At 35.8% G+C, this 22,849-nt stretch carries 24 protein-coding genes and 1 tRNA gene; 11 read left to right on the top strand and 14 right to left on the bottom strand.

What is annotated here, in order from left to right; genetic code table 11:
- Window positions 1-28 precede the first annotated feature (28 nt).
- On the top strand, window positions 29-811 hold the full coding sequence (locus tag HMPREF2660_RS03525) for a nitrilase-related carbon-nitrogen hydrolase (protein ID WP_070485633.1): 783 nt from the start codon (window positions 29-31) through the stop codon (window positions 809-811).
- Between the two features lie 68 nt (window positions 812-879).
- Here HMPREF2660_RS03525 and aspA read toward each other — a convergent pair whose 3' ends face one another.
- Window positions 880-2,277: an aspartate ammonia-lyase gene (aspA, locus tag HMPREF2660_RS03520; protein ID WP_070485632.1), complete on the bottom strand. Its 1,398-nt coding sequence runs from the start codon at window positions 2,275-2,277 to the stop codon at window positions 880-882.
- Window positions 2,278-2,509: 232 nt separating this feature from the next.
- Between aspA and HMPREF2660_RS03515 the strand changes: the two genes are divergently transcribed.
- On the top strand, window positions 2,510-3,718 hold the full coding sequence (locus HMPREF2660_RS03515) for an acyltransferase family protein (protein ID WP_013598149.1): 1,209 nt from the start codon (window positions 2,510-2,512) through the stop codon (window positions 3,716-3,718).
- A 19-nt stretch (window positions 3,719-3,737) separates the two neighbouring features.
- Here HMPREF2660_RS03515 and HMPREF2660_RS03510 read toward each other — a convergent pair whose 3' ends face one another.
- Both HMPREF2660_RS03510 and HMPREF2660_RS03505 read right to left on the bottom strand, forming a co-directional pair.
- The gene (locus HMPREF2660_RS03510; RefSeq protein ID WP_041942097.1) at window positions 3,738-4,133 is read right to left on the bottom strand and encodes a group III truncated hemoglobin; all 396 of its coding nucleotides are present in this window, start codon (window positions 4,131-4,133) and stop codon (window positions 3,738-3,740) included.
- 22 nt (window positions 4,134-4,155) lie between these two features.
- Entirely contained in the window at window positions 4,156-4,716 is a 561-nt protein-coding gene (locus tag HMPREF2660_RS03505; RefSeq protein ID WP_013598147.1) for a hypothetical protein, read from the bottom strand.
- A 217-nt stretch (window positions 4,717-4,933) separates the two neighbouring features.
- Between HMPREF2660_RS03505 and HMPREF2660_RS03495 the strand changes: the two genes are divergently transcribed.
- Window positions 4,934-5,701 carry an alpha/beta fold hydrolase gene (locus HMPREF2660_RS03495; RefSeq protein ID WP_070485631.1) on the top strand — a complete coding sequence of 256 codons (768 nt, stop codon included), beginning with the start codon at window positions 4,934-4,936 and terminating at the stop codon, window positions 5,699-5,701.
- Here the strand turns inward: HMPREF2660_RS03495 and HMPREF2660_RS03490 are convergent, their stop codons facing one another.
- Window positions 5,702-6,832: a DNA polymerase III subunit gene (locus HMPREF2660_RS03490; RefSeq protein WP_013598145.1), complete on the bottom strand. Its 1,131-nt coding sequence runs from the start codon at window positions 6,830-6,832 to the stop codon at window positions 5,702-5,704.
- A gap of 112 nt (window positions 6,833-6,944) precedes the next feature.
- On the opposite strand from HMPREF2660_RS03490, the gene HMPREF2660_RS03485 reads away from it, so the two are divergent.
- From HMPREF2660_RS03485 to HMPREF2660_RS03465, 5 genes are read left to right on the top strand one after another with little or no spacing between them, the layout of a single operon-like run.
- On the top strand, window positions 6,945-7,889 hold the full coding sequence (locus HMPREF2660_RS03485) for an ABC transporter permease (protein WP_013598144.1): 945 nt from the start codon (window positions 6,945-6,947) through the stop codon (window positions 7,887-7,889).
- Window positions 7,889-8,845, top strand: a complete 957-nt coding sequence (locus tag HMPREF2660_RS03480) for an iron chelate uptake ABC transporter family permease subunit (RefSeq protein ID WP_013598143.1) — start codon at window positions 7,889-7,891, stop codon at window positions 8,843-8,845. Before HMPREF2660_RS03485 ends, HMPREF2660_RS03480 begins: the two co-directional genes overlap by 1 nt.
- Window positions 8,842-9,603 (top strand): iron ABC transporter ATP-binding protein, encoded by a 762-nt coding sequence (locus HMPREF2660_RS03475; protein WP_013598142.1) that lies wholly within the window; start codon window positions 8,842-8,844, stop codon window positions 9,601-9,603. The genes HMPREF2660_RS03480 and HMPREF2660_RS03475 overlap by 4 nt, the downstream gene beginning before the upstream one ends.
- 10 nt (window positions 9,604-9,613) lie before the next feature.
- Entirely contained in the window at window positions 9,614-10,543 is a 930-nt protein-coding gene (locus tag HMPREF2660_RS03470) for a siderophore ABC transporter substrate-binding protein (RefSeq protein WP_070485630.1), read from the top strand.
- 6 nt (window positions 10,544-10,549) lie between these two features.
- Window positions 10,550-11,368, top strand: coding sequence for a siderophore-interacting protein (locus tag HMPREF2660_RS03465; RefSeq protein WP_013598140.1), 819 nt, complete (start codon window positions 10,550-10,552; stop codon window positions 11,366-11,368).
- Between the two features lie 31 nt (window positions 11,369-11,399).
- Here the strand turns inward: HMPREF2660_RS03465 and HMPREF2660_RS03460 are convergent, their stop codons facing one another.
- Together HMPREF2660_RS03460 and HMPREF2660_RS03455 are read right to left on the bottom strand one after the other, a co-directional pair.
- Window positions 11,400-11,909: a hypothetical protein gene (locus tag HMPREF2660_RS03460; RefSeq protein ID WP_141743539.1), complete on the bottom strand. Its 510-nt coding sequence runs from the start codon at window positions 11,907-11,909 to the stop codon at window positions 11,400-11,402.
- Between the two features lie 11 nt (window positions 11,910-11,920).
- Window positions 11,921-12,391 (bottom strand): pyrophosphohydrolase domain-containing protein, encoded by a 471-nt coding sequence (locus HMPREF2660_RS03455; RefSeq protein WP_013598138.1) that lies wholly within the window; start codon window positions 12,389-12,391, stop codon window positions 11,921-11,923.
- 265 nt (window positions 12,392-12,656) lie between these two features.
- Between HMPREF2660_RS03455 and lepA the strand changes: the two genes are divergently transcribed.
- Together lepA and trxA are read left to right on the top strand one after the other, a co-directional pair.
- On the top strand, window positions 12,657-14,453 hold the full coding sequence (gene lepA, locus HMPREF2660_RS03450) for a translation elongation factor 4 (protein WP_070485628.1): 1,797 nt from the start codon (window positions 12,657-12,659) through the stop codon (window positions 14,451-14,453).
- 131 nt (window positions 14,454-14,584) lie between these two features.
- Window positions 14,585-14,875: a thioredoxin gene (gene trxA / locus HMPREF2660_RS03445; RefSeq protein WP_013598136.1), complete on the top strand. Its 291-nt coding sequence runs from the start codon at window positions 14,585-14,587 to the stop codon at window positions 14,873-14,875.
- Here the strand turns inward: trxA and HMPREF2660_RS03440 are convergent.
- On the bottom strand, window positions 14,872-16,296 hold the full coding sequence (locus tag HMPREF2660_RS03440; RefSeq protein ID WP_013598135.1) for an amino acid permease: 1,425 nt from the start codon (window positions 16,294-16,296) through the stop codon (window positions 14,872-14,874). The genes trxA and HMPREF2660_RS03440 overlap by 4 nt on opposite strands.
- 232 nt (window positions 16,297-16,528) lie before the next feature.
- On the opposite strand from HMPREF2660_RS03440, the gene HMPREF2660_RS03435 reads away from it, so the two are divergent.
- Window positions 16,529-16,603 (top strand) — tRNA-Pro (locus HMPREF2660_RS03435).
- Between the two features lie 322 nt (window positions 16,604-16,925).
- Here HMPREF2660_RS03435 and HMPREF2660_RS03430 read toward each other — a convergent pair.
- From HMPREF2660_RS03430 to HMPREF2660_RS03405, 7 genes are all read right to left on the bottom strand, one after another.
- A complete protein-coding gene (locus tag HMPREF2660_RS03430) occupies window positions 16,926-18,536 on the bottom strand; it encodes a S8 family serine peptidase (protein ID WP_070485627.1) in 1,611 nt (536 codons plus the stop codon).
- Window positions 18,537-18,568: 32 nt separating this feature from the next.
- Window positions 18,569-19,474 carry a hypothetical protein gene (locus HMPREF2660_RS03425; RefSeq protein WP_141743538.1) on the bottom strand — a complete coding sequence of 302 codons (906 nt, stop codon included), beginning with the start codon at window positions 19,472-19,474 and terminating at the stop codon, window positions 18,569-18,571.
- Window positions 19,475-19,481: 7 nt separating this feature from the next.
- Window positions 19,482-20,006, bottom strand: a complete 525-nt coding sequence (locus HMPREF2660_RS03420; RefSeq protein ID WP_013598132.1) for an RNA polymerase sigma factor — start codon at window positions 20,004-20,006, stop codon at window positions 19,482-19,484.
- A gap of 261 nt (window positions 20,007-20,267) precedes the next feature.
- Window positions 20,268-21,260, bottom strand: a complete 993-nt coding sequence (locus HMPREF2660_RS03415) for an aspartate-semialdehyde dehydrogenase (RefSeq protein WP_070485624.1) — start codon at window positions 21,258-21,260, stop codon at window positions 20,268-20,270.
- 94 nt (window positions 21,261-21,354) lie between these two features.
- Window positions 21,355-21,537, bottom strand: coding sequence for a T9SS type A sorting domain-containing protein (locus HMPREF2660_RS11190; protein ID WP_369021503.1), 183 nt, complete (start codon window positions 21,535-21,537; stop codon window positions 21,355-21,357).
- 248 nt (window positions 21,538-21,785) lie between these two features.
- Window positions 21,786-22,271 (bottom strand): hypothetical protein, encoded by a 486-nt coding sequence (locus HMPREF2660_RS03410; protein WP_070485623.1) that lies wholly within the window; start codon window positions 22,269-22,271, stop codon window positions 21,786-21,788.
- A 160-nt stretch (window positions 22,272-22,431) separates the two neighbouring features.
- Entirely contained in the window at window positions 22,432-22,842 is a 411-nt protein-coding gene (locus tag HMPREF2660_RS03405) for a BrxA/BrxB family bacilliredoxin (RefSeq protein WP_070485622.1), read from the bottom strand.
- Window positions 22,843-22,849: the final 7 nt, after the last annotated feature.

The raw sequence follows: 22,849 nt of genomic DNA, 5'->3' as shown, positions 1-22,849 counted from the left end.
TTTCTTATTTCGTAAAAAAACATACCCGATGCAACAGAGTTTGTCGAAACTGAAAATATCCCTTATACAATATGATGTAGTTTGGGAAGATAGAAATGCGAATTTTTCTCGAATAGAAAATTTGATTAATTCAACAGAAACTGACCTAGTTTTGTTACCCGAAATGTTTCCGTCTGGCTTTTCGATGAATGTAGAAAAAATTGCAGAGAAACCATTCGGTGAATCTTTTCATTGGATGATGAATGTAGCAAAAACAAAGAAAGCTGCAATTGCAGGTAGTGTATCTACCAAAGAAAGCGATAAATATTTCAATCGTTTTTATTTTGTTGCCCCAGAAGGATCAATTTATATTTATGATAAAAAGCATCTTTTTGGCTACGGAAAAGAAGCCGATGTTTATTCGGCAGGTGATCGGATAATTTCGATTGATTATCGTGGTTGGAAGATTCGCCCAATTGTTTGTTACGATCTTCGTTTCCCGGTATGGTGCAGAAATACAGATGATTATGATCTGATGCTCTGCAATGCTTCTTGGCCAAAATCTCGGCGAGAAGCTTGGATGAGTTTACTCAGGGCACGTGCTATAGAAAACATGGCCTATGTTGCTGGAGTCAACCGAACCGGTATCGATGGCTATAATTTAATCTATGAAGGCGACTCCCAACTCTATGATGCATTAGGAAATGAGCTAACAAATGAAAACGCAAGCAAAGAAGTGCTTACGTTTACCTTAGACTATCAATCTTTGCATTCGACAAGAAAACATTTCGGTTTTTTAGATGATCGTGATGCATTTAGTATAGACTATTAAATTTGTTTTTTACTCTCCCATGATATCTACAACTACTTTTTGGTAAGATGATCTATTGCCACAAAGAATTAGTGCTCAGGCCCCAGCATATTTTTAGGATCCAGGATAGTGTCTAATTGTTGTTTAGACAATAGACCATACTCCAAAACCAAATGGTACACACTACCATTGGTAGCAAGAGCTTCTTTGGCAATTTTGGTACTTGTTTTATAACCTAAATAAGGATTAAGCGCAGTTACGATTCCGATACTATTTTGTACTTCTTGTTTCAGATGTTCTGTGTTTGCGGTAATTCCTTCTACACATTCTTGGCGTAGAGTCATCATGGCATTGGTAAGATATTGTATCGATTCGATGATGGAGAATCCAATAACGGGTTCCATCACATTCAATTGTAATTGTCCGGCCTCTGCCGCAAAAGAGACCGTTAAATCATTACCCAAAACTTTGTAACAAACCTGATTAACTACTTCTGGTATTACGGGATTCACTTTACCTGGCATAATGGATGAGCCGGGTTGTTTTGGTGGTAAATTTATTTCGAATAATCCTGCTCTTGGCCCAGAAGTTAACAAACGTAAATCGTTACAAATTTTAGAAAGCTTGATACTCAGTTTTTTCAAAGCCGACGAATAATCGACAAAAGCGCTAGTATCGGAAGTAGCCTCGACAAGATTATCGGCCAACTGTACAGGTTCTTTCAATAAGTCGGCTATTTTTTGAGTACAAAGAGTAGCATAACCTGGCACAGCATTTAGTCCTGTACCGATTGCTGTTGCCCCCATATTAATCTCTAAGAATTGTTGAGCAACACGATGCAAATGATCAACTTCTTTTTTTAGGGTGAAGGAGAACCCTTCGAATTCTTGGCCCAACGTCATCGGGACAGCATCTTGCAGTTGAGTCCTTCCCATTTTGATAACCGTGCTGAATTCTTTTGCTTTTTTATCCAATGCTAAAGAAAGTTGTTCCAAAGCTTCGGTCAAAGGTTTATTCATTTCGAATAGAGCAATTTTTAGGGCTGTAGGATACGCATCATTGGTTGATTGAGATAGATTCACCTGATCGTTGGGCGAACAGTACTGGTAATCTCCTTTTTTCTTTCCTAAGAATTCTAAGGCTATATTGGCAATAACTTCGTTGGCATTCATGTTTACTGACGTTCCTGCTCCACCCTGAATCATATCAACCGGAAACTGATCAGCATAATTCCCTTTCAGCAATTCTCGACAAGCATATTCTATTGCTTGGTAGTGTGTATCCGACAATACACCCAATTCGTTATTGGCTTGTGCAGCACCCAATTTTACGATAGCCAGAGCTTTGATAAATTCTGGGTAATGATTGAGTTTATGGTTAGAAATCTGAAAGTTATTAATCGCCCTTTGTGTCTGAATTCCGTAATATGCCATTTCGGGAACAGAGAGTTCTCCTAATAAATCCGATTCGATTCTCATTTTTTGCATGTCTTTTGTATTGCTTCATTATTTGGATAAAATTACAAAAATCACTTCTCACAACAATCAGAAAATCTCCAAAATATTAATCAATCGGTTTTTCTACTTTCTATTCTTTTTATCCTTCTCTTTTGGTAAAAGAACTCCCTAGTCTTATCATTTATTCTACCGAAATCTATACCCAAAAAAATAATCAATAATATTTCGGTAGAATAAGTATATTTAGCTTTTCCTTGATGACATGAAAACTACTCGATATTATTCCTTAGACGTGTTTCGTGGTGCAACCATCGCATTGATGATTTTGGTTAATAATCCAGGTTCTTGGTCGTATATGTTTTCGCCACTACAACATGCGTCATGGCACGGATGTACACCGACCGATTTGGTTTTTCCTTTCTTTCTTTTTGCAGTTGGGAATGCCATGTCTTTTGGGATGTCTCACCTGAAACTGCAAGCTAGCAATGTTTTTTGGAAAAAAATTATCAAACGAACGATTCTCATTTTTGCTATCGGATTATTTATCAACTGGTGGCCATTTCTCAAATGGGAAAACAATGAATTAGTATTCAGAGCATGGCGAGAATCAGAGGAAAACGGCGTTCGGATTATGGGTGTTTTACAACGAATTGCCATCGCTAATTTCTTTGCCTCTACCTTGGCTTATTATTATAGAGATAGAGTAGTTCTAAAAATTTCTATTTTAATTCTTTTATTCTATTGGGCTTTAACCTTTTTCTTAGGAGGTGTTGATCCTTACAGTTTAGAGGGATTTATCGGCACAAAAATCGATGTCCATCTAATTGGTTTGGCTCATATGTATAAAGGTGAAGGTGTTCCTTTTGATCCAGAGGGCTTGTATAGCACAATTCCTGCGATTTCTCAGATTCTATTAGGATATTTGGTTGGAGTATACATCCAGAAACAAGGCGATATCCGATGGTTTTCTCGTTCTTTACCTGCAAGTAATCTGCCTATATATCGTATGCTTAGCGGTTTATTTGTTCTAGGAGCTTTTGCTTTGATTATGGGGTATATTTGGCAGTTAGACTTTCCGTACAACAAAAAAATATGGAGTAGCTCATACGTTATTCATACCACAGCTTTGGCAATTTTCACCATTGGCTGTATGGTATGGTTCGCTGAAGTTTTGCAAATGCATCCTGCTTGGATGAGGTTTTTCGATGTTTTTGGGAAGAATCCTCTTTTCATTTTTGTCCTTAGTGGACTTTTACCAAGACTGTTACAACTCATTCGAATAAAAGACGGATTTACCGAAACTGGGGAAATTCGGTATCTTTCTCCTTTGAGCTGGTTCTATGAAAACATTTGTGCACAAATTCCAGGAACTCCAAAAATTGGCTCTTTTTTCTATTCGCTAGTTTTCTTAGCACTTTTTTGGGGTCTAGCCTTTCTTCTTGATCGAAAAAAAATCTATATCAAGGTTTAATAAATACCGGTAAGAGGTTTCACTGAATTGGTTTGCTTCCTTGCTCTCTGAAATAAGCTAATTTACTTTGAAATAAAGTTGCCATTGTATGGGCTTGTTTTAGAGCTTTTTCGGTGGTTTCGTCTGCTTCGAAGTTCTCTTTCAGTGTTTCTGTAAACAACGATAACCAACGTTCGAAATGTTCTTCGCTCAGACCCAAGGAAATATGTGGTGGGAAAGGACGACCTCTATACGTATATTGATCCTCGAACAAAATCGTTTCCCAAAATTGATACATTTTGTGCAAATGATGCGGCCAACGATCTTGGATTACACGATCGAAAATAGGACCAATCAAATCATCCTTCTGTACTTTTCCATAAAAAGTATCAACCAACAATTCAATTTCTTCTCGGCTCGTAATTTTCTTTTTCATCGTCATTCGTATTAAAAATTTATTACCACTTCAGCTTCATTTTCAAAACATATTCTCCCTCAAAACTTGGCTGATTGCTTGTTCTATCTCCTACTGTAATCTTGTAATTTCCGTTGCGAATTGGCAACGAAAATAATACCGATTTTCCTAATTGATTTCCTTGCGTTCCGTCTGGATTTAAAATTTGTATAATACCAATATTTGCAGTAGAATCAGCCGTCAATAGACTTATTTCTAATTTATTGGCTGTATCTGTATTGACCCAGAAAACATTGCGTTGATTTGCTTTTTTCGAAACTTTTTGTTCCGCTTTAGCATAGCTAAATTTCAGTGTATCTACCTCATCAGGCAACTGCGGTTTTATCGTAAGCTTACGAGTCGAAACTGGTTTTTGCTTTTTCACCGCTAATTTTTCAGGTTTTTCTTGCAAAACTTCTTCCTCTTCTTCTTTCGGTTGATTCCGTTGTAACAAATCGGCATATTCCTCCTTTACACCTATTGGACTAGGTTTGATTTCTGGAGTTCTTGGTCGATCACATCCTACAAAAAGGAGGAGAAAAAAGACGAATAAAAAAGTTCTCAAAACGGGAAAAATATTTGTACTAAATTACAAAAATATTTCGATTGACTGTCTTTCTGTTTGGATTGGAATATTCTTTTTTGGCTGATTTTCATCAGGAAATTTAGTAATTAATTTGATTGATAAAAGAAACATTTTTCGATGTTTTCGACAATTTCTGGTTAGATAAAAACCATTAAAATCTACGAATGTTGTAAATTGAACCAAAACTCTGCCAAAAATGTTAGCGTACACAAAATTGGGTAAGGGCATAAATACCCTTATTTTTTTACATGGTTTCTTAGAAAACAGAAAAATTTGGTTTGATTTAGCAGAAGATTTGGCCTCTGATTTTTCTATCCTTTTAATTGATTTTCCGGGTCATGGTTTATCAAAAAACATTGATGGAAATCCTTCCGTTGATCAAATAGCAAGAGAAGTTATTCGGTTAGCCGACCATGAAAATATAGAATCTTTCACGGTTTGGGGACACTCGATGGGTGGCTATGTAGCTTTGGCTATTGCAGATCTTTTCCCCCAGAGATTAGATGCTTTAGTCTTGATGAATTCGACTACGTTTGCCGATAATGTTGAAAAGAAGTTACAACGAATAAAAGCTAAGAAAACAGTAGAAAAAAACCTTAAAACCTTGATAAATCTTAGCATTCCTAATTTATTTTATCAACAAAAGAATGAAGAAAAACAAGCAGCTATCGAAGTTCTAAAAGAGATTGCGTACGAAACAAGTGTAGAAGGTGCACAGTATGCATTAGATGCAATGCGTTTGCGCCCTGATCGACATAAAACTTTGCTTCAATTCCCTAAACCTTCTTTGGTTATTGTCGGAAAGTATGACCAAACAGTAAATCCTAGAGAATTACTTGCATGCCTAGAGAATCATCCTACCGTAACCACAAAAACGCTCTCGACCGGGCATGTTTCTCATTACGAGAACTATAATGAAGTACTGAAAATCGCTTGGCAATTTCTGAGAGCTGTCTATTATTAATTATCGCTCGACTCGATGAATGAAACGAGTGAGTTTTACCGCCATATCAAAAAATATAATTTTTGCATTACCGTTTCTCTCGATATGATAAGCCGCTTCGTTGAGCTCGGTGAGAATATCTTCTATATTTCGGCTATTGATATAAGGAAAAAAACCTGCCCACTTGAAAGAGTCGGATTTTACTTGTAGGTAACTTATCTCATCGGCTTGATAATTTTTGAGCAATGCTTGACGATAAATTTCCGACGAATGAATTAGGAAATTTTTCTGCTCGTCCCTCGACCATAGAGATATTTCATTGGCCCAGAGAATTATCTCTCGCAAGGCAGATAGTTTCTTTTTGGCCAAAAATGCCAAACGTACCATCGATACAAAATAAGTATCATAGAGTGAATGATCTTCTGTTGCAAGTTGCTTAGCCACACGTAAATTTCCCTGAGCCATGAAAGCAAATTGTTTGGCAAGTTCTCTAGGGATATTTTCTTGTTCTACGAGATATTTTTCAACTGCAGCATCAGTCAGATGTGGAATATTTACAACCTGACAGCGCGACAAAATGGTGGGTAAAATCGCATCTTGTTTTTCGGCAATCAGAATAAAAATTGTTCTTTGGGGTGGCTCTTCTATAACTTTCAGGAGTTTATTCGCTGCATCTTCGTTCATCAAATCTGCATGCCAAATAATCATTACCTTGTATCCACCCTCGTAACTGTTCAGGGTTAAACGTTTGATGATATCATTGGCTTCGTGAACATTGATTATGCCTTGTTTTTTTTCTATGCCTAGGAATTTCATCCAATCAGAATAATTTCCGTACGGATTTTCTAAGACAAAATTTCTCCACAAACCGATGTATTTTGTAGCTACAGGGTGTTGGCCGTCGCTTGCCGAAACTTTGTTATAAGGATAAGAGAAATGTAAATCTGGATGTTGTAAATGAACAACTTTCTGTGTACAGCTCGCTGTAGAATCTGGACATAAAATATGCTGAGCATACGCAATAGCCAAGGGTAAAGCGCCTACACCTTCGGGTGCAATAAATAATTGTGCATGACTTATTCTGCCGTCTTTTATGGTAGCTTTTAATTGATCAATTAGTTCGGTTTGCCCGACAATATTATCCCATAACATACTCCAAAATTACAACATTTTCATTGAGTTTTTAGAAGTGATTTAACTCAGTTGGATTGATTAAATAGATAATAAAGTTTATTTTTGCTCTTATTAAGTCTAAATAAGAGAAATGAAATACTTTTATTTACTTGTTCTATTGGTCGTTCTCTGTTTACTTTCTCTTTTTATAGGAGTAAAGGAGATACCACTACGCTCTATTTTCTCCTTGTCTGATGATGAAATAATGATATTGGCAATTAGCCGAATTCCGAGAACGATTGCCTTGATTTTGACAGGGGTCGGGCTTAGCATTTCGGGATTTATCATGCAACAAATTGCCCAAAACAAATTTGTAGCACCTTCTACAGCTGGTACGCTTGATGCTGCAAAAATGGGAATACTGCTCAGTATCATTTCTTTTCAGCACATTTCGGTTTTCGGTAAAACCCTTATTGCATTGTCTTTTACTCTTTTAGCCACTTGTATTTTTATAATAATGATCAGAAGAATTCGTACAAAAAATACCATATTCATTCCGCTCATCGGTATTATGTACGGGAATATTCTCAATGCAATTTCTACTTTTTATGCCTACAAAAACAATATAGTACAGAGTGTCCAGGGATGGATGATGGGCGACTTTTCTTCGGTTTTACAAGGCAATTACGAGTCGATCTATTTCATCCTACCAGCCGTAGTCATTACTTATTTATATGCCAATGAATTTGTTGTAGTCGGGATGGGCGAAAACTTCTCTAAAAATCTTGGTCTCAATTACCATAGCGTCGTCTATATCGGATTGTTTTGTGTTGCGCTCACCGTAAGTATTACGGTGGTTACGATAGGAGCTATTCCTTTTTTGGGCCTAATAATCCCGAATGTTGTGAGCATGATTCATGGTGATAACCTAAAAAGAACTTTACCCTATACAGCAATTTATGGTGCTATTTTCTTGATAATTTGTGATTTAATCAGCCGAATAATTATTTTCCCGTATGAAGTGCCAATAGGTTTGACAATTGGTATCGTAGGCGGAATATTTTTCTCTTTTCTCATCCTAAAACGTAAAGCCTAATGACCAAAACTTTACGAAATAGAACCATTATCCTGAGCAGTGTCTTCGTTTTTGTTACTGCGATTTTTATGTTTTATAACATAGGAAACAATCTCGATTATGTTTTACCAAGAAGACTTATTCGTCTTTGTACAATTATTTTGGTAGGCATTTGTGTGGGGTATTCTTCTTTGATTTTCCAGACGATAACCAACAATAAAATTCTCACACCATCGATCATGGGATATGAAGCGGTCTTCATTCTCTTCCAAACATTTTTAGTGTTTTTGTATGGCGACAAAAGTTTTAAAGTAATCAATCAGAACGATAACTTTTTTATTTCGATTGCTTTTATGATGCTATTTTCCTTTATCATGTATTTTGTGTTATTTAAAAAAGGAAAAAACAATATCTATCATTTATTATTGATAGGATTAGTACTTGGTACTTTATTTAGCACGCTGAGTCAATTTTTACAAATCATCATCGATCCTAATGAGTTCTCTATGATAGAAGCTTTTATGTTTGTATCCTTTACCAAAATGAATACGACACTACTCTACACTGCTACAGGCATCATACTCGTTACTTTAGTTCTGGCACAACCTTATCTCAAATATCTAGATGTGATCGCACTTGGTCGAGAACATGCTATAAATCTTGGTTTGAACTATAATCGTCTTATCCAGCTTTACATGTTCATCATATCCATTTTTGTTTCCGTATCAACCGCTTTGGTTGGCCCGATAGCCTTTCTAGGCATTATGGTAACCAATTTATGTTACGAGCTTTTTATCACTAGACAGCACCGATACATGGTATGGCTTTGTAGTATTATTGCTTGTGTTTTTTTATTGATTGGCCAAACATTGGTCGAACATTTTTTCAATTTTTCAACCACAACAAGCATTGTCATCAACTTTATTGGTGGCGTTTATTTTATTTATCTCGTCCTTAAATCAACCCAAAAAAAATGATTAAAGTAGAAAATATATACAAACAATTTGGTAAGCGAGAGGTGCTTAAAGGCGTAGGATTTGACATACCGAAAAACCAAATCACCTCGCTAATTGGCCCTAATGGTGCCGGAAAAAGCACGTTATTATCAATCATTAGCCGTCTGATAGAAAAAGACAAAGGATCGGTTAGTTTAGATGGAGAAAATCTTTTCAAAATAAAAAATAAAGAGTTAGCCAAACATTTATCTTTCTTGAAACAAGCCAATCATCTCGATCTTAGATTAACGGTAGAAGAACTTGTAGCTTTTGGTCGATTCCCATACTCTAAAGGCAAATTAACACAGATTGATCACGAAAAAATACAAGAAGCAATTACCTTTTGCTCACTAGAAGATTTCAAAGATTGTTATTTGGATGAATTGAGTGGTGGACAGCGTCAACGTGCATTTCTTGCAATGGTGATTGCCCAAGATACCGAATACATTTTGCTCGATGAGCCGCTGAATAATCTAGATATGAAGCTTTCGGTACAAGTAATGAAAACCCTAAAACGCTTGGTCGAAGAGAAAGGAAAAACAGTGATAATTGTGATTCATGAAATCAATTTTGCTTCGAATTATTCAGACTATATCATTGCTTTGAAAAACGGTAAAGTGCTGAAAAAAGGCCCTACAGAAGAAGTTATTTCTGCCGAAAATCTAAAAGAAATTTTCGATCTCAATTTTGAAGTAATCGAACGAAACGGACAACGAATTTGTAACTATTTTAATTTATAAAACATTCAATATGAAAAAGTTAATACATTTATCTATTCTTACGACACTCTTATTGGTTGGTGCTTGTAAAGAAAATGAACAACACCACAATGCCAATATCGATACCATCGAAGTTGTACACGAATTAGGGACAACACAAGTAAAAGAAAATCCAGAGCGGGTAGTTGTTTTTGATATTGGATCGCTCGAAACTTTGGATCAATTGGGTGTGAAAATTGTCGGTATACCAAAAGATTTCTTACCCGAACATTTACAGCAATATGCACAAGACTCGAGCATAGAAAATGTAGGCTCTGTGAAAGAAGCAAACTACGAAAAAGTAAATGCTTTGAATCCTGATTTGATCATCATTTCTGATCGATTACAAGACGCTTATAAAGAACTTTCTTCTATTGCACCTACAATTTACATGCAAGTTGATTACAAAGATTACCTCAACTCTTTCGAAAAAAATACCCTTACTTTAGGAAAAATATTCGGGAAAGAAAAAGAAGCTGAAGAGAAGGTAAAACAGATAAAAGACAAAATCCAAACAGAAAAAGATATTCTTTCGAAAGATGATAAAAAAGCCCTAATTGTATTGTACAATAATGGGAAATTTAGTGCCTATGGAAAAGGTTCTCGGTTTGGCTTTATTCATGATGTTTTGGGAGTGCAACAAGCCACCGAAAACTTGGAGGTATCTACACACGGGCAACCAATCTCTAATGAATTTATCGAACACAAAAATCCAGATTACTTATTTATTGTCGATCGTTCTGCCATGATTAATCGTGTAGAAACCAATAAAAAAGAAATAGAAAACGCATTAATTCAGCGTACAAATGCTTATAAAAATGGTAAAATTATTTACCTAAATCCGCAGGTTTGGTACGTATCGGGAGGAGGATTAACTTCTACACAAATGATGGTGGATGAGGTGAAAAATGCCTTAAAATAATATATTATGAACAAGCCAAAAATTGCAAGAAAAGAATTCGAATTGGTTGGGAAAGAATATATTACACCGCACTATATCCGGGTTACTTTACAATGTGATGATATTTCCCCATATGCTAATTGCACCTTAGGAGTCAATAACAAAATAATGATTCCGCCCACAGGAGTTGATCGCGTTTATTTTCCTACACTTACTAAGAAGGGGTTCGATCATACTTCTGTAGAAGAACATTTACGCCCTATCATCCGGACATATACGCATCGATACATCGATCTAGAAAAAAATCAATTGCAGATAGATTTTGTACATCATGGCGAAAACGGACCTGCTTCGGCTTGGGCTATTCATGCCGAAAAAGGAGATAAAATCGGTGTGGTGATGAAAGCGCAAAAAACAGAATTATGCCCACCAGCAGATTGGTATTTCTTGATTGGCGATGCCACAGCCATTCCGGTAATTGCCTCTATATTAGAATCTTTACCACAAGATGCAAAAGGTATTGTACTGCTCGAAACTCCTACCAAAGAAGATGAGCAAAATTTACAAAAACCAGATGGTATAACTATAAAATGGTTGCACAATCTACATCCAGAAAAAGGAAGTGAATTAGCAAAAATCGCTCAACAACACACAATACCGAGCATCGAAAACAAATTTGCATATGTTGCTGCCGAATTCTCTACGGTAAAAGTACTGAGAAATTATTTTAGAAAAGAGTTAGGTTGGACCAGAGACGAACTCTATGCCTATTCGTATTGGAAAGCCGGATTCGCCGAAGACAAATCGGTTACTTCTCGAGAAGAAGAAAAAAATTCTTTCGAATAAAAACTTATATTCTAGTAAAAAAACAAAACCACTAACAAAGCAAATCCTCTTGGGTTTGCTTTTTCTTTTTTGCCCATCTTCTATACCCCAAAACGCTCGCAGCAATCACACCCATCGCATAAAAAACAACTAAAAAAATATCGCTGCTTTTATGATGATATCGACGAAAAATTTTTTCATTATTTTGGATTATTTGTACAATATCCACCACCGATTGTTTGTCATCCATCCCTTTATGATAAACCGTTAGAGGTTTATTTTCATCAATTGGTTGGAGCAGAAAACTATTATTTTTATAAGCATAAATTGTGTCGTTGTGCCAAAACTTTATGTACTTCACTGGATAACTCAACGATCTATTTTTATTGATTTTCTCTGCACGATATTCCCCTTGTTTCTCTATCATCCCACTGCTATGATAAAAGGATGAATACGGCGTTAGCAAGACGATGGATTGCTGAATAAACAACCCAGAAAAAACCACAAAAAGTACAAGGTAGACAACTTGTGGCAACCACGATTTTATCTCATTTATTTTCAATAGTATCTTTATTATTTATCTAATATTTCTTGTAGATTGGCAGGAGAATAGTTCACCGATTTCAACGTTTTATGATCATCTTTCCGATAGACCAAAAACAAACCATCTTTCTCTTTATAATAACTTTCTGTCTTGTCTTTATCGTAATAATATTGCTGAGTTTCTTTCGCTTCTTCTTCAGTTTTACAAGCTTTACTCATATTCGATCGTTGCACTTCTTCAAACAATTCATAAAACTTTCCTTGCAATCCAAACTCTAAAATAGCCCCAGAAAGTACATATTGCAAATCGCAAAAAGCATCAGCAATTTCCACTAAATCTTTTTTATCAATCGCTTGTTGCAACTCTGCCAACTCTTCAGTTAACAAAGCCAAACGCAATTGACAACGATCCGCTGACGGTATTTGAGGTTTCTCTAGAATTGGATGCTGAAAAGTAGTATGAAATGCTTTTACTGCCTGCAAAGGTTTTGGTTCGATCATCTTATAAATTATTTTGATTGGATAATGTGCTAAAAATACGGAACTATTCTTCGAGTTAGAAAATATCCAGAACAAAAACTTAGTCAACAGAGCAAAAAATCATAGATTATGGATAAAAAATTTTCTATTTCTAAGAATTATATCCTACCAAAAGCCAACAAATTAACTTATTTGATAAAATAAAAAATAAGTTTGTACGGAATTATCTTAAAAATCTTGTAGTCTGCTGAGAAAAGATTATTTTTGCCTATTCGAGAAATAGAACATGAAGAATATCCGTAATTTTTGTATTATCGCTCACATCGACCATGGAAAAAGTACCCTGGCCGACCGTTTATTACAAGTAACAAAAACCGTTACCGATCGTGAGTTGCAAAGTCAGACCCTAGACGATATGGATTTGGAACGAGAACGTGGGATTACCATCAAATCTCATGCGATCCAGATGGAGTATGAAAAAGATGGTGAAACCTATATTCTAAACCTTATTGATACGCCAGGACACGTGGACTTCTCATACGAAGTTTCTCGTTCTATTGCAGCTTGTGAAGGTGCTCTACTTATCGTAGATGCGGCACAAAGCATACAGGCACAAACCATTTCTAACCTATATTTGGCGTTGGAAAATGATCTAGAAATCATCCCGGTACTAAATAAAATAGATTTACCTTCTGCTAATCCAGAAGAAGTAACCGATGATATTGTCGATTTAATTGGTTGCGATCCTAGCGATGTTTTACGCGTAAGTGGAAAAACTGGTGAAGGAGTAGAAGAACTTCTACACACAATTATAGAACGCATTCCTGCTCCGCAAGGGGATCCAAACGCACCCTTACAAGCGTTGATTTTCGATTCTGTGTATAATCCTTTCCGTGGAATAGAAGCTTTCTACAAAGTAGTAAATGGAGAAATAAGAAAAGGTGATGAAGTAAAGTTTATGGCAACCGGCAGAAAATACCATGCCGATGAGATTGGAACTTTAAAGCTCACCCAGGTTGAGAAAAAAATCATCAAAACAGGAGATGTTGGATATATCATTTCGGGTATAAAAACGGCTTCTGAGGTAAAAGTTGGTGATACAATTACTTTGACAGAAAATCCTGCTGCCGAGCCAATTGATGGTTTCGAAGAGGTGAAGCCAATGGTTTTCGCAGGGATTTATCCTGTAGATACGGAGGATTACGAAGAACTACGTGCTTCTATCGAGAAACTCCGACTAAACGACGCTTCTCTTACTTATGAGGCAGAGTCTTCCGCAGCCTTGGGATTTGGTTTCCGCTGTGGATTCTTAGGAATGTTGCACCTAGAAATCATTCAAGAGCGCTTGGAACGAGAATTCAATATGACCGTAATTACTACCGTACCAAACGTATCGTATGAAGCATATTTAGAGAAAAATCCTACCGTAATGATACCGGTACATAACCCTTCTGAACTTCCAGATCCGGCAGGTCTCAATCGTGTAGAAGAACCATATATCAAAGCTTCGATTATTACAAAATCTGAGTTTGTTGGTCCAGTAATGAGTTTATGTATCGAGAAAAGAGGCGAATTAACTTCGCAAAATTACTTGACTCAGCATCGGGTAGAATTGGTTTTTGATATGCCTTTGGCAGAAGTTGTTTTTGATTTTTACGATCGTCTAAAATCGATTTCGAAAGGTTATGCATCATTCGATTATACTCCATCGGGTATGAAAGCCTCTAAATTGGTAAAAGTAGACGTGATGATTAACGGAGAAATTGTAGACGCACTTTCTGCACTCATTCACATAGACAATGCCTATACTATTGGTAAGAAGATGTGTGAAAAATTGAAAGAATTAATCCCTCGTCAGCAGTTTGATATTCCGATTCAGGCAGCAATTGGTGCGAAAATCATTGCTCGAGAAACGATCAAGGCCCTCCGAAAAGATGTTACTGCAAAGTGTTATGGTGGTGATATCTCTCGTAAGCGTAAGTTATTAGAAAAACAAAAAGCAGGAAAGAAAAGAATGCGTCAGATTGGACGAGTAGAAGTTCCACAATCAGCATTCTTGGCCGTATTGAAGTTAAACGACTAAAAAAGTTTTTCCCCCAATATATCAACCACTTTAATAATCAATTAGAGTGGTTTTTTGTACCTTATTATTATCAAAATCGGAATAAAAATTGTAATTTATCTAAAAAATAATCATTTAAAAAATACAAAATCATGACTTTTAATGAAATCATTAATAGTAATGAAAAAGTTTTGGTTGACTTTTTTGCTACTTGGTGTGGCCCTTGCCAAATGATGCACCCCATTCTAGAACAACTAAAAGAAGAAGTAAAAGACGGGGTAAAAATTATAAAAATAGACATTGATAAAAACCAGGCACTTGCCGCAAGATATCGTGTACAAGGCGTTCCCACGTTTATTCTTTTTAGAAATGGACAACAAGTCTGGAAAGAGAGTGGTGCACGAAACAAAGAAAGCTTACTCCAAGTAATTCAACAACATTAAGATTTTTTACCCTTATAAAATTTATAGAATACAAATAAAATTCCTATCCAAATTGGAATTAAAATTACTGGAACATGCATCCCAGTCAGGGTCATCAGTACTAAAATCGTTAGTAGAAATACAATAGAAATATAATTAGAGATTGGATAAAATATTGATGGAAATTTTGTTTCTATGTGATTGTTTACTTTATTTTTCCTAAATTTTAGATGGGTATAACTTATCATCAACCAATTGATAATCAACGCAGATACAACCAGAGACATAAGATATTCTAATGCTTTTTCTGGTATAACTTTATTGATGATAATGCAAATTGCCGCAAAACAAGATGAAACCAAAATTGCATTTATTGGCACATGATTCTTGTTTAGTTTTAGTAAAGCTTTAGGGGCATTTCCTTGTTCGGCCAACCCAAAAAGCATTCGACTATTACTATAAACACTACTGTTATAGACCGAAAGAGCTGCCGTTAAAACAATGATATTTAGTGCATTTGCGATCAGTTTGGTAAAACTAATAGTGTGCCCAAAAAGATCCAACTCGAAACCATCTAAATTCTTAAAAACCATCACAAATGGACTTGAATCTTTATCTATTTCTGCCCAAGGACTCAACGAAAATAATATAATTAGAGCTCCTACATAGAAAATTAATATCCTATAAATCACTTGGTTAGTTGCTTTTGGGATTGTTTTTTCTGGATTTTTTGCTTCAGCAGCAGTAATACCGATTAATTCGAGTCCTCCGAAAGAAAACATAATAAGTGCCATAGCAGCAAACAATCCTGTATAGTGATTTTCTGAATGATTAAAAAGACCTTTCGGGAAGAAACCTCCATTGTTCCATAAGTTTTCTATCGTTGCATTTTCTCCTCCAGTACCACTTAATAATAAATATGTGCCAAAAATTATCATCGCAATAATTGCAATGACTTTGATGATAGAAAACCAGAATTCAGTTTCACCATAGACTTTTACAGAAGCCAAATTGAGTACTGTAATGACCAAAAAGAAAAATAAGCTCGATACCCAAAGCGGAATTTCTGGCCACCAAAAATGTACATAATGACCGATAGCTGTAAGTTCTGCCATACTTACCAGAATGTAGAGAATCCAATAATTCCAACCAGATGCAAAGCCTGGGAAATTTCCCCAATATTTATAAGCGAAATAACTAAAGCTACCAGAGACAGGTTCTTGTACGACCATTTCGCCCAACTGACGCATAATAAAAAAAGCAATAACCCCAGCCATTGCATACCCCAAAATTACAGAAGGACCAGCTAAAACTGCAGCTTGCCCGATTCCCAAAAATAATCCTGTGCCAATTGCACCGCCCAAGGCAATGAGCTGAATATGCCGATTGGTCAGTCCACGAACTAAGCTTGATGTTTGATTGGATTCTTCTTTTCGACTCATGTGCTATAATTATAATTGCTAAAGGTAAGAAAACTTGTTTTTAGTATTTGAATTTGATGAATGATTTATCTAGACAAAAGGATACTGATAAAATACTGATTTGGTCACTATTTTTTTCGATAACAGTTTGTTTATCAGTTACATAAAAAAATAAATGTAATTTTATCTAAAATTTTCTTGATTTTATAAAAAACAGTCTTATATTTGCAAACTCAAACGCACTACAATCAATCGGGGTGTAGCGTAGCCCGGTCATCGCGCCTGGTTTGGGACCAGGAGGTCGCAGGTTCGAATCCTGCCACCCCGACAATTAAAACTCGTATTTCTTATAAAGATGTACGAGTTTTTGTTTTTTTCTAAGATCCCTTGTATTCTACTCTTTAAGAATAAATTAACTTCATCTATTACTATATATTTCTAGGATGAAATTAAGATTCTTTTGTTGAGGTTTATCCATCATCAAAACATTTTGTGTATTTTATTATTAGTCTCGGTATAATCCCCTTAGCAATGCTAACATTATTCTGATCTTTTAGTATAGTTTGATTAATCGATGAATAAAAAATCTTTGTTTCTTAGTAAAAAAAAACAGTACAAAAGTACTGTTTCATTTTCTGTGAGTATAAAATTTATTGTTTTATAATTTTTTGAGTAACTGCCTTACCATCTGAAAAATAAATCTTCACGAAATAAACTCCTTTCAAAAGACTTTTCAGAGAAATAGTATTCTTCTTAGAATATGCTCGTACAACGCGTCCATTCGTATCCAAAATCTCTAAACGATTGATCGATGTAGCCGACTTTACAGTTAACCAATCTTTGGTCGGATTTGGGTAAATTTCTAGATTTTGATTTGCAAAAACGCTTGTCGAAAGATTTTCATCTAAATAGTGCATTGCTTTTGCAAAATCTGGTATTCCATGTCCGTAATCGTTGTTCGGATTTTGAAAACGATTTCCTGCTTGGTGAACAGCTTCTATGATTTGTGCTACTGTAAATTTTTCATATTTCTGAATCAATGATGCTACTGCACCTGCCGTTATCGGAGAAGAAAAGGATGTCCCGTTATTCCGTACTATTTCCTCGCCCCACCATCCATAATTATAGACCGGCACCGAAACACCTAGAGCGACCACATCAGGTTTTATGCGATTATCGGCCGTGGGCCCATAGGATGAGAAATACGCAATATTCCCTTGCAAATCGACAGCACCAATTGATAAAACATTATGTGCATCTGCTGGAGCAGAAATTTTCCCCCAAGGAGAAGAGCGTTCATTCCCGGCAGAAATCACCAAAATCATACCTTTCTCTGCTGCGATATTTGCGCCTCGAGTGATGTAGGTTGTTTTGCCATCCAAATCGTCTTTAGAATAATTATAGCGGGCATCGTCGAACTCATAGTAACCCAAGGAAGTGTTGATGATATCTACTCCTAAACTATCGGCTTTTTCTGCTGCCATTACCCAATAAACCATTTCTAAGGGTGTTTCTGTTGCAGCATCGTCTGTGCGAAATAGATACAAATCGGCATCGTAACCTGTGCCCGTATATTCTGGAGTTTTTGCAGCAATATTACTCAAAACCATTGTTCCATGGTCATTAGAGTTTACATTATAAACATCGGTGCTTTTGGTAACAAAATCATACGTAAATTTTATTCTACCATTATTTCTACTATTTGCAAAAGCTTGCATGGTATTTACATAAGGAAAGCCCGCATCAATCACAGCTAGTTTTACATTTTTACCTGTAAATCCTTGATTATGCAATACTTGTAGATTCAATTGTTGAATAAACTCATCCGAAACATGCGCTTTGGTTCTGTCTAGATTTCTTGTAGAAACCGTAAATTTTGAAACTTTATTTTCGGTTCGTACTGCTTTGGGATTTTGAACAAAGGTCTCTACTTTATTCACAAAAGGTAATTGAGAAAGAGTAAGAATATCCTGCTCAGATTTCGCATTTACTACTACTCCATTGAGCCATTTAGAGTGACCTAAAATCGGAAAATTTTTTTTCACTTGTTGTACATAGGTAACCTCCAACGGTACATCTCGCTCATCGAGATTCACTCCTCTTTTGTTTCGTCTGTCCAACGCGTCTTGAGAAAGAATGCTTAGTGGTTGAGCAAGTGAAACAGTTGCTTGTGGTTTATCCTTGAACTCGACAAAAACCAATTCTTGTGCAGTTAAAAACGTACAAAAAAGCCCTAATCCTACTGTAAATATTTTTTGCATTGCGTTAATTTATAGCTAGAAAGGTAATTATTTTATTTTTCATATGTCTGGAAAATTTCTTTTTTTCGTCTTTCGATTTTTTCTTTTATTGTAGGATTGATTTGATCGGTTGATTCGATTGTTATCGAATCTTTTTCATCTTTACGAAAACGTAACTCCACTTCTTTGTTCTGAAATAACAGTTGATTAGGCTTTTTTTCTTTGATTCTGAAGTTGACTTTGAATATCGAATCTAAAACTAAAAACTGATCGGGTAGTAAAACAACTTCTTCTTTAGCTTGCTCTATTTTTTTTGTCTTATGCTCAATTTCTGTTTTTTCTGATTGATTATCATCTTTTGGTGCAACCATTTTCGTAATTTTTGTGTCTTTTAGTTGAGTAGCAGATGACATGGTTTTTAGTTGAGACTCATCTCCCTGATGGGATGTTTTGTTTTCGCCCAAATTAGTCGCCAAAATAAGTTGGCTTTTCTCGGAAATAGCTATTGCATCTTTCTCTATTTCTGTTCTTTCATCAAATGTTTGTTTTGTTGTTTTACCAAAAGCATTGTCTAGCGTATTTTTCGTCAGAGTTTCTTTTGATGGTTTTTTTATACGTTCTTCTTTCTTGGAGTTGGAAGAAATATTACTTCCTACGGGATCTTGCTCGATTGTTTGTAGTGATTTTTCTGGTTTAGATTCTACATTCGAGATCACTATAGGTTCTTTTTCTGATGAAGGATTGGCTTTCTTCATATAATACAATACAAAAACAGGAACAGCAATTAATGCATATACAGCTGCAGAAAACCATACTTTATCCTTGAAGCTTGTCCTAGGTACTTCTTTTTTCGGATACATGTGTTTTTCTATTCTTTGCCAAACTCGTTCTTCGGGTTTTTCTTCTAAATTTTTGGCTTGCTCCCTAAAAAGTTCTTCTAAATTAACCTTTTCCATCATTTTACATTTACTTAGTTTGTTTGCTCAATAGCTCTTTTAGCTTTGTTTTGGCTAGATTGAGCTGCGATTTAGAAGTTCCTTCTGATATTTCCAAGATTTGAGCAATTTCTTTGTGTTTATACCCTTCTAATACAAAAAGAGTAAAAACCAATCGGCAGCCTTCTGGCAAGAGAAACAAAGTTTGCATGATATCCTGTTCTTCGAGTGATGTATTTTCGGTTGCTATTAGTGTTTTGGCTTCGATAGATTGATCATAATCTACCATAATTGCCTTGTTTTTACGCAATTCCATCAGGCATTCATTTACAAAAATACGATGCATCCAACCTTCAAAACTTCCCTGAAATCGATAAGATTCTAAATTCTGAAAAACTCTTAAGAATCCTTTTACCAAAGCATCTTCGGCTTGATGAATATTAGAAAAATATCGTTTACAAACTCCAAAAAATCGTGCATCATATTTTTCATAAAGCATTTTTTGTGCTTTAGAATCATGATTGATGCAAGCCTTTATCATTTGTTTCTCGTTCAAAATATATTTCTTACTTATCATTTAGATGCGAAAAATACGCTCTTGGTTGTTTTAATTGCCTCAATTATTTGTTAAAGTTCTGAATACTTATTCAGTTATAATAAAAAAAATCGTTCTATTGGCAACTTTCTCGGGTTATTTATTGAGTTTTTTTGCTTTCGATAGTGTTGATTTTGAAAATTACTAGATACTGATCGACTGTTTAGCCAGTTGATTTATTTTCAATGGGTAGAAAGAAGAAAAGTTCTTTTTGTGTAGATTCTAGACTAAATTATTTTTCAATAAATATTCGGCTATCTGGACAGTGTTGGTCGCGGCTCCTTTGCGCAAGTTATCAGCAACAATCCAACAATTAAGAGTATTGGGCTGAGAGTAATCTCTACGAATTCTACCGACAAAAACCTCATCTTTCCCTTCAGAAAACAGTGCCATAGGATAGATATTAGTTTCTGGATTATCTTGTACCACTACTCCATCTTCTTGTGATAAAATTCGCCGTACATCGGCCAAATCAAAATCATTTTCAAACTCGATGTTCACCGACTCAGAATGTCCGCCTTGCACGGGAACTCGCACAGCAGTTGCAGTAATTTTGAGCTCTGGTATACGCATAATTTTCTTAGGTTCTCGAGTGAGTTTTAATTCTTCTTTGGTATAAGCTGTTTCTTCATCAAAAACATCGCAATGCGGTAATGCATTTTTGAAGATTTGGTAAGGATAAACCATGGCTGTTTTTTCTCCTTTTATTTCTCCTTCTAATTGATCTACTGCCTCTTTACCGGTTCCGGTAACCGATTGATAGGTGGAAACTATAACTCGCTTTATTCCGTATTTTTTATGAAGTGGATTGAGTACCATTACTAGTTGAATGGTAGAACAATTAGGGTTGGCGATGATTTTATCGTTCTTGGTCAGAATATCTGCATTGATTTCTGGTACAATCAAGGGAACTTTTTTATCCATTCGGAAAGCTGATGAGTTGTCTATTACGGTAGTTCCTTTTTCTGCGAAGAAAGGTGCCCATTTTAAAGAAACATCGCCTCCTGCAGAGAACAAAGCAATAGCAGCTCTTTTTTCTATAGCCTCTTCAATCGACACGATCGGAATTTCTTCTCCTTTGAAGTTTACAGTATTTCCTACCGAACGAGCAGAAGCAACAGGAATCAATTCGGTTATTGGGAAATTTCTTTCTTCTAGGACTGCTAACATTATTTGTCCGACCATTCCGGTAACACCGACAACCACTATTTTCATACAGCTTTATATTTTAACAAAAATAAGAATAAATGATATAAAATAAAAAAGGCCGATGTGAAACATCAGCCTTTCTTATGGTTATGTATAAAAATTATTTTACGAATTTAGAAATACGAGTTACACCGTTGTTGTCTTGTACACGTACAAAGTAAACTCCTTTTGATAAGTTAGAGATATTTACTTTTCCGTCTAAAGCAACTTTTACAGGGATAACACGACCTGAAACATCAGCAATTTCTACTTTAGCAATTTTTAAATTATTCTCTAATTCAATTTTTAATTCATTACCAGATACTCCTACTCGTAATTTAGAGCTTCCTAATTCTACAGTTCCTAAACTAGTTTCACCAGTTACGTGTAATAACCAAGAAACATCTGGGAAACCTAAAGAAGCAAGGCTTATTGCACCCTCGTCGGTAACACACTCAGACCCTGGCCATCCGATATAAGAATGTGCTGTTTGTGGTTTATCGTTGTTACCAAACCAAGCTCTTGAGTCACCACCATTAACGAATGAATACCCTACTGCAGCACCAAATTTAGAACCTGCTGGGATATGGTATATGGTTCAAAAAACTCAATCGTATGCCATGCTGTTTGTCCAGCTGGAACAGTAATACTACCGTATGCATCCTCTACAAGGTCATCCATTGACATCGGAATTTCATCAGCAGTTACATCAACACCTGAAGGTAATACAGCAACTGTAGCATCAAATGTTACTCCGTTATAAACAGAAGTAGCAAACTCTACTTTAGTAATTTTGAAGTCACCATCTATACCGGCAGTAGTTAAATCAAAGAAACGGCTATCGTGGTTTTTTACTGGCTCTCCTGGTGTGCTAGATTGACATAAAGGTGTAGAGTCTGAGAAAACCTGAGGATCAGAATACTGGATGATAGATTGCTCAGCTTTCGAACCATTGTCGCTATATACAGCATCTGGAGTTCCTGCCTCGTTATAAGAAGATTGCAATTGATCTTTGTTTACATTGATTTTTTTGTGCAAAAGCTACTGAAACAGCTGCAACTGATAAAAGAGTAAAGATTTTTTTCATAACTGTTATTTTTTATTTGTTATAGGCTAATGTAGAAAAAGATTATGAAATAAAAAAACCTTAGCGTATTTTTTCTAAGGTTTCTTTAAATTTTAACATTTTTGGTACGAATTAGACAAAATCGTTATAAGCAGATTTTAGATTTTCTGCGATAACTTCTGCTGAGTGTCCTTCTATATGGTGACGCTCTAACATATGTACCAATTCACCATCTTTGAAAAGTGCAATTGCCGGTGAACTTGGCGGGAATGGAGCAAAGTGCTCGCGTGCTTTGGCCACAGCATCTATATCATAACCAGCAAAAACAGTTGTAAGGTTAGTAGGCACTTTTTCGTTATCTAAGGATAATATAACTCCTGGTCTTGCTGCCCCTGCTGCACACCCACAAACGCTATTGACCATTACCAGAGTAGTTCCTGGTTGTTGTAATGCTTCTTCTACCGCTTGCGCAGATGTTAAATCTTTAAACCCATGAGAAATCAATTGCTCTTTCATGGGTAATACTATTTCTGATGGATACATCTTATCT

The sequence above is a fragment of the Weeksella sp. HMSC059D05 genome, assembly GCF_001809725.1.
In the GTDB taxonomy this organism is placed as follows: Bacteria; Bacteroidota; Bacteroidia; order Flavobacteriales; family Weeksellaceae; genus Weeksella; species Weeksella virosa.
The sequence above is the reverse complement of the archived record's forward strand: the minus strand, read 5'-3'. Positions and strand labels throughout refer to the sequence as shown.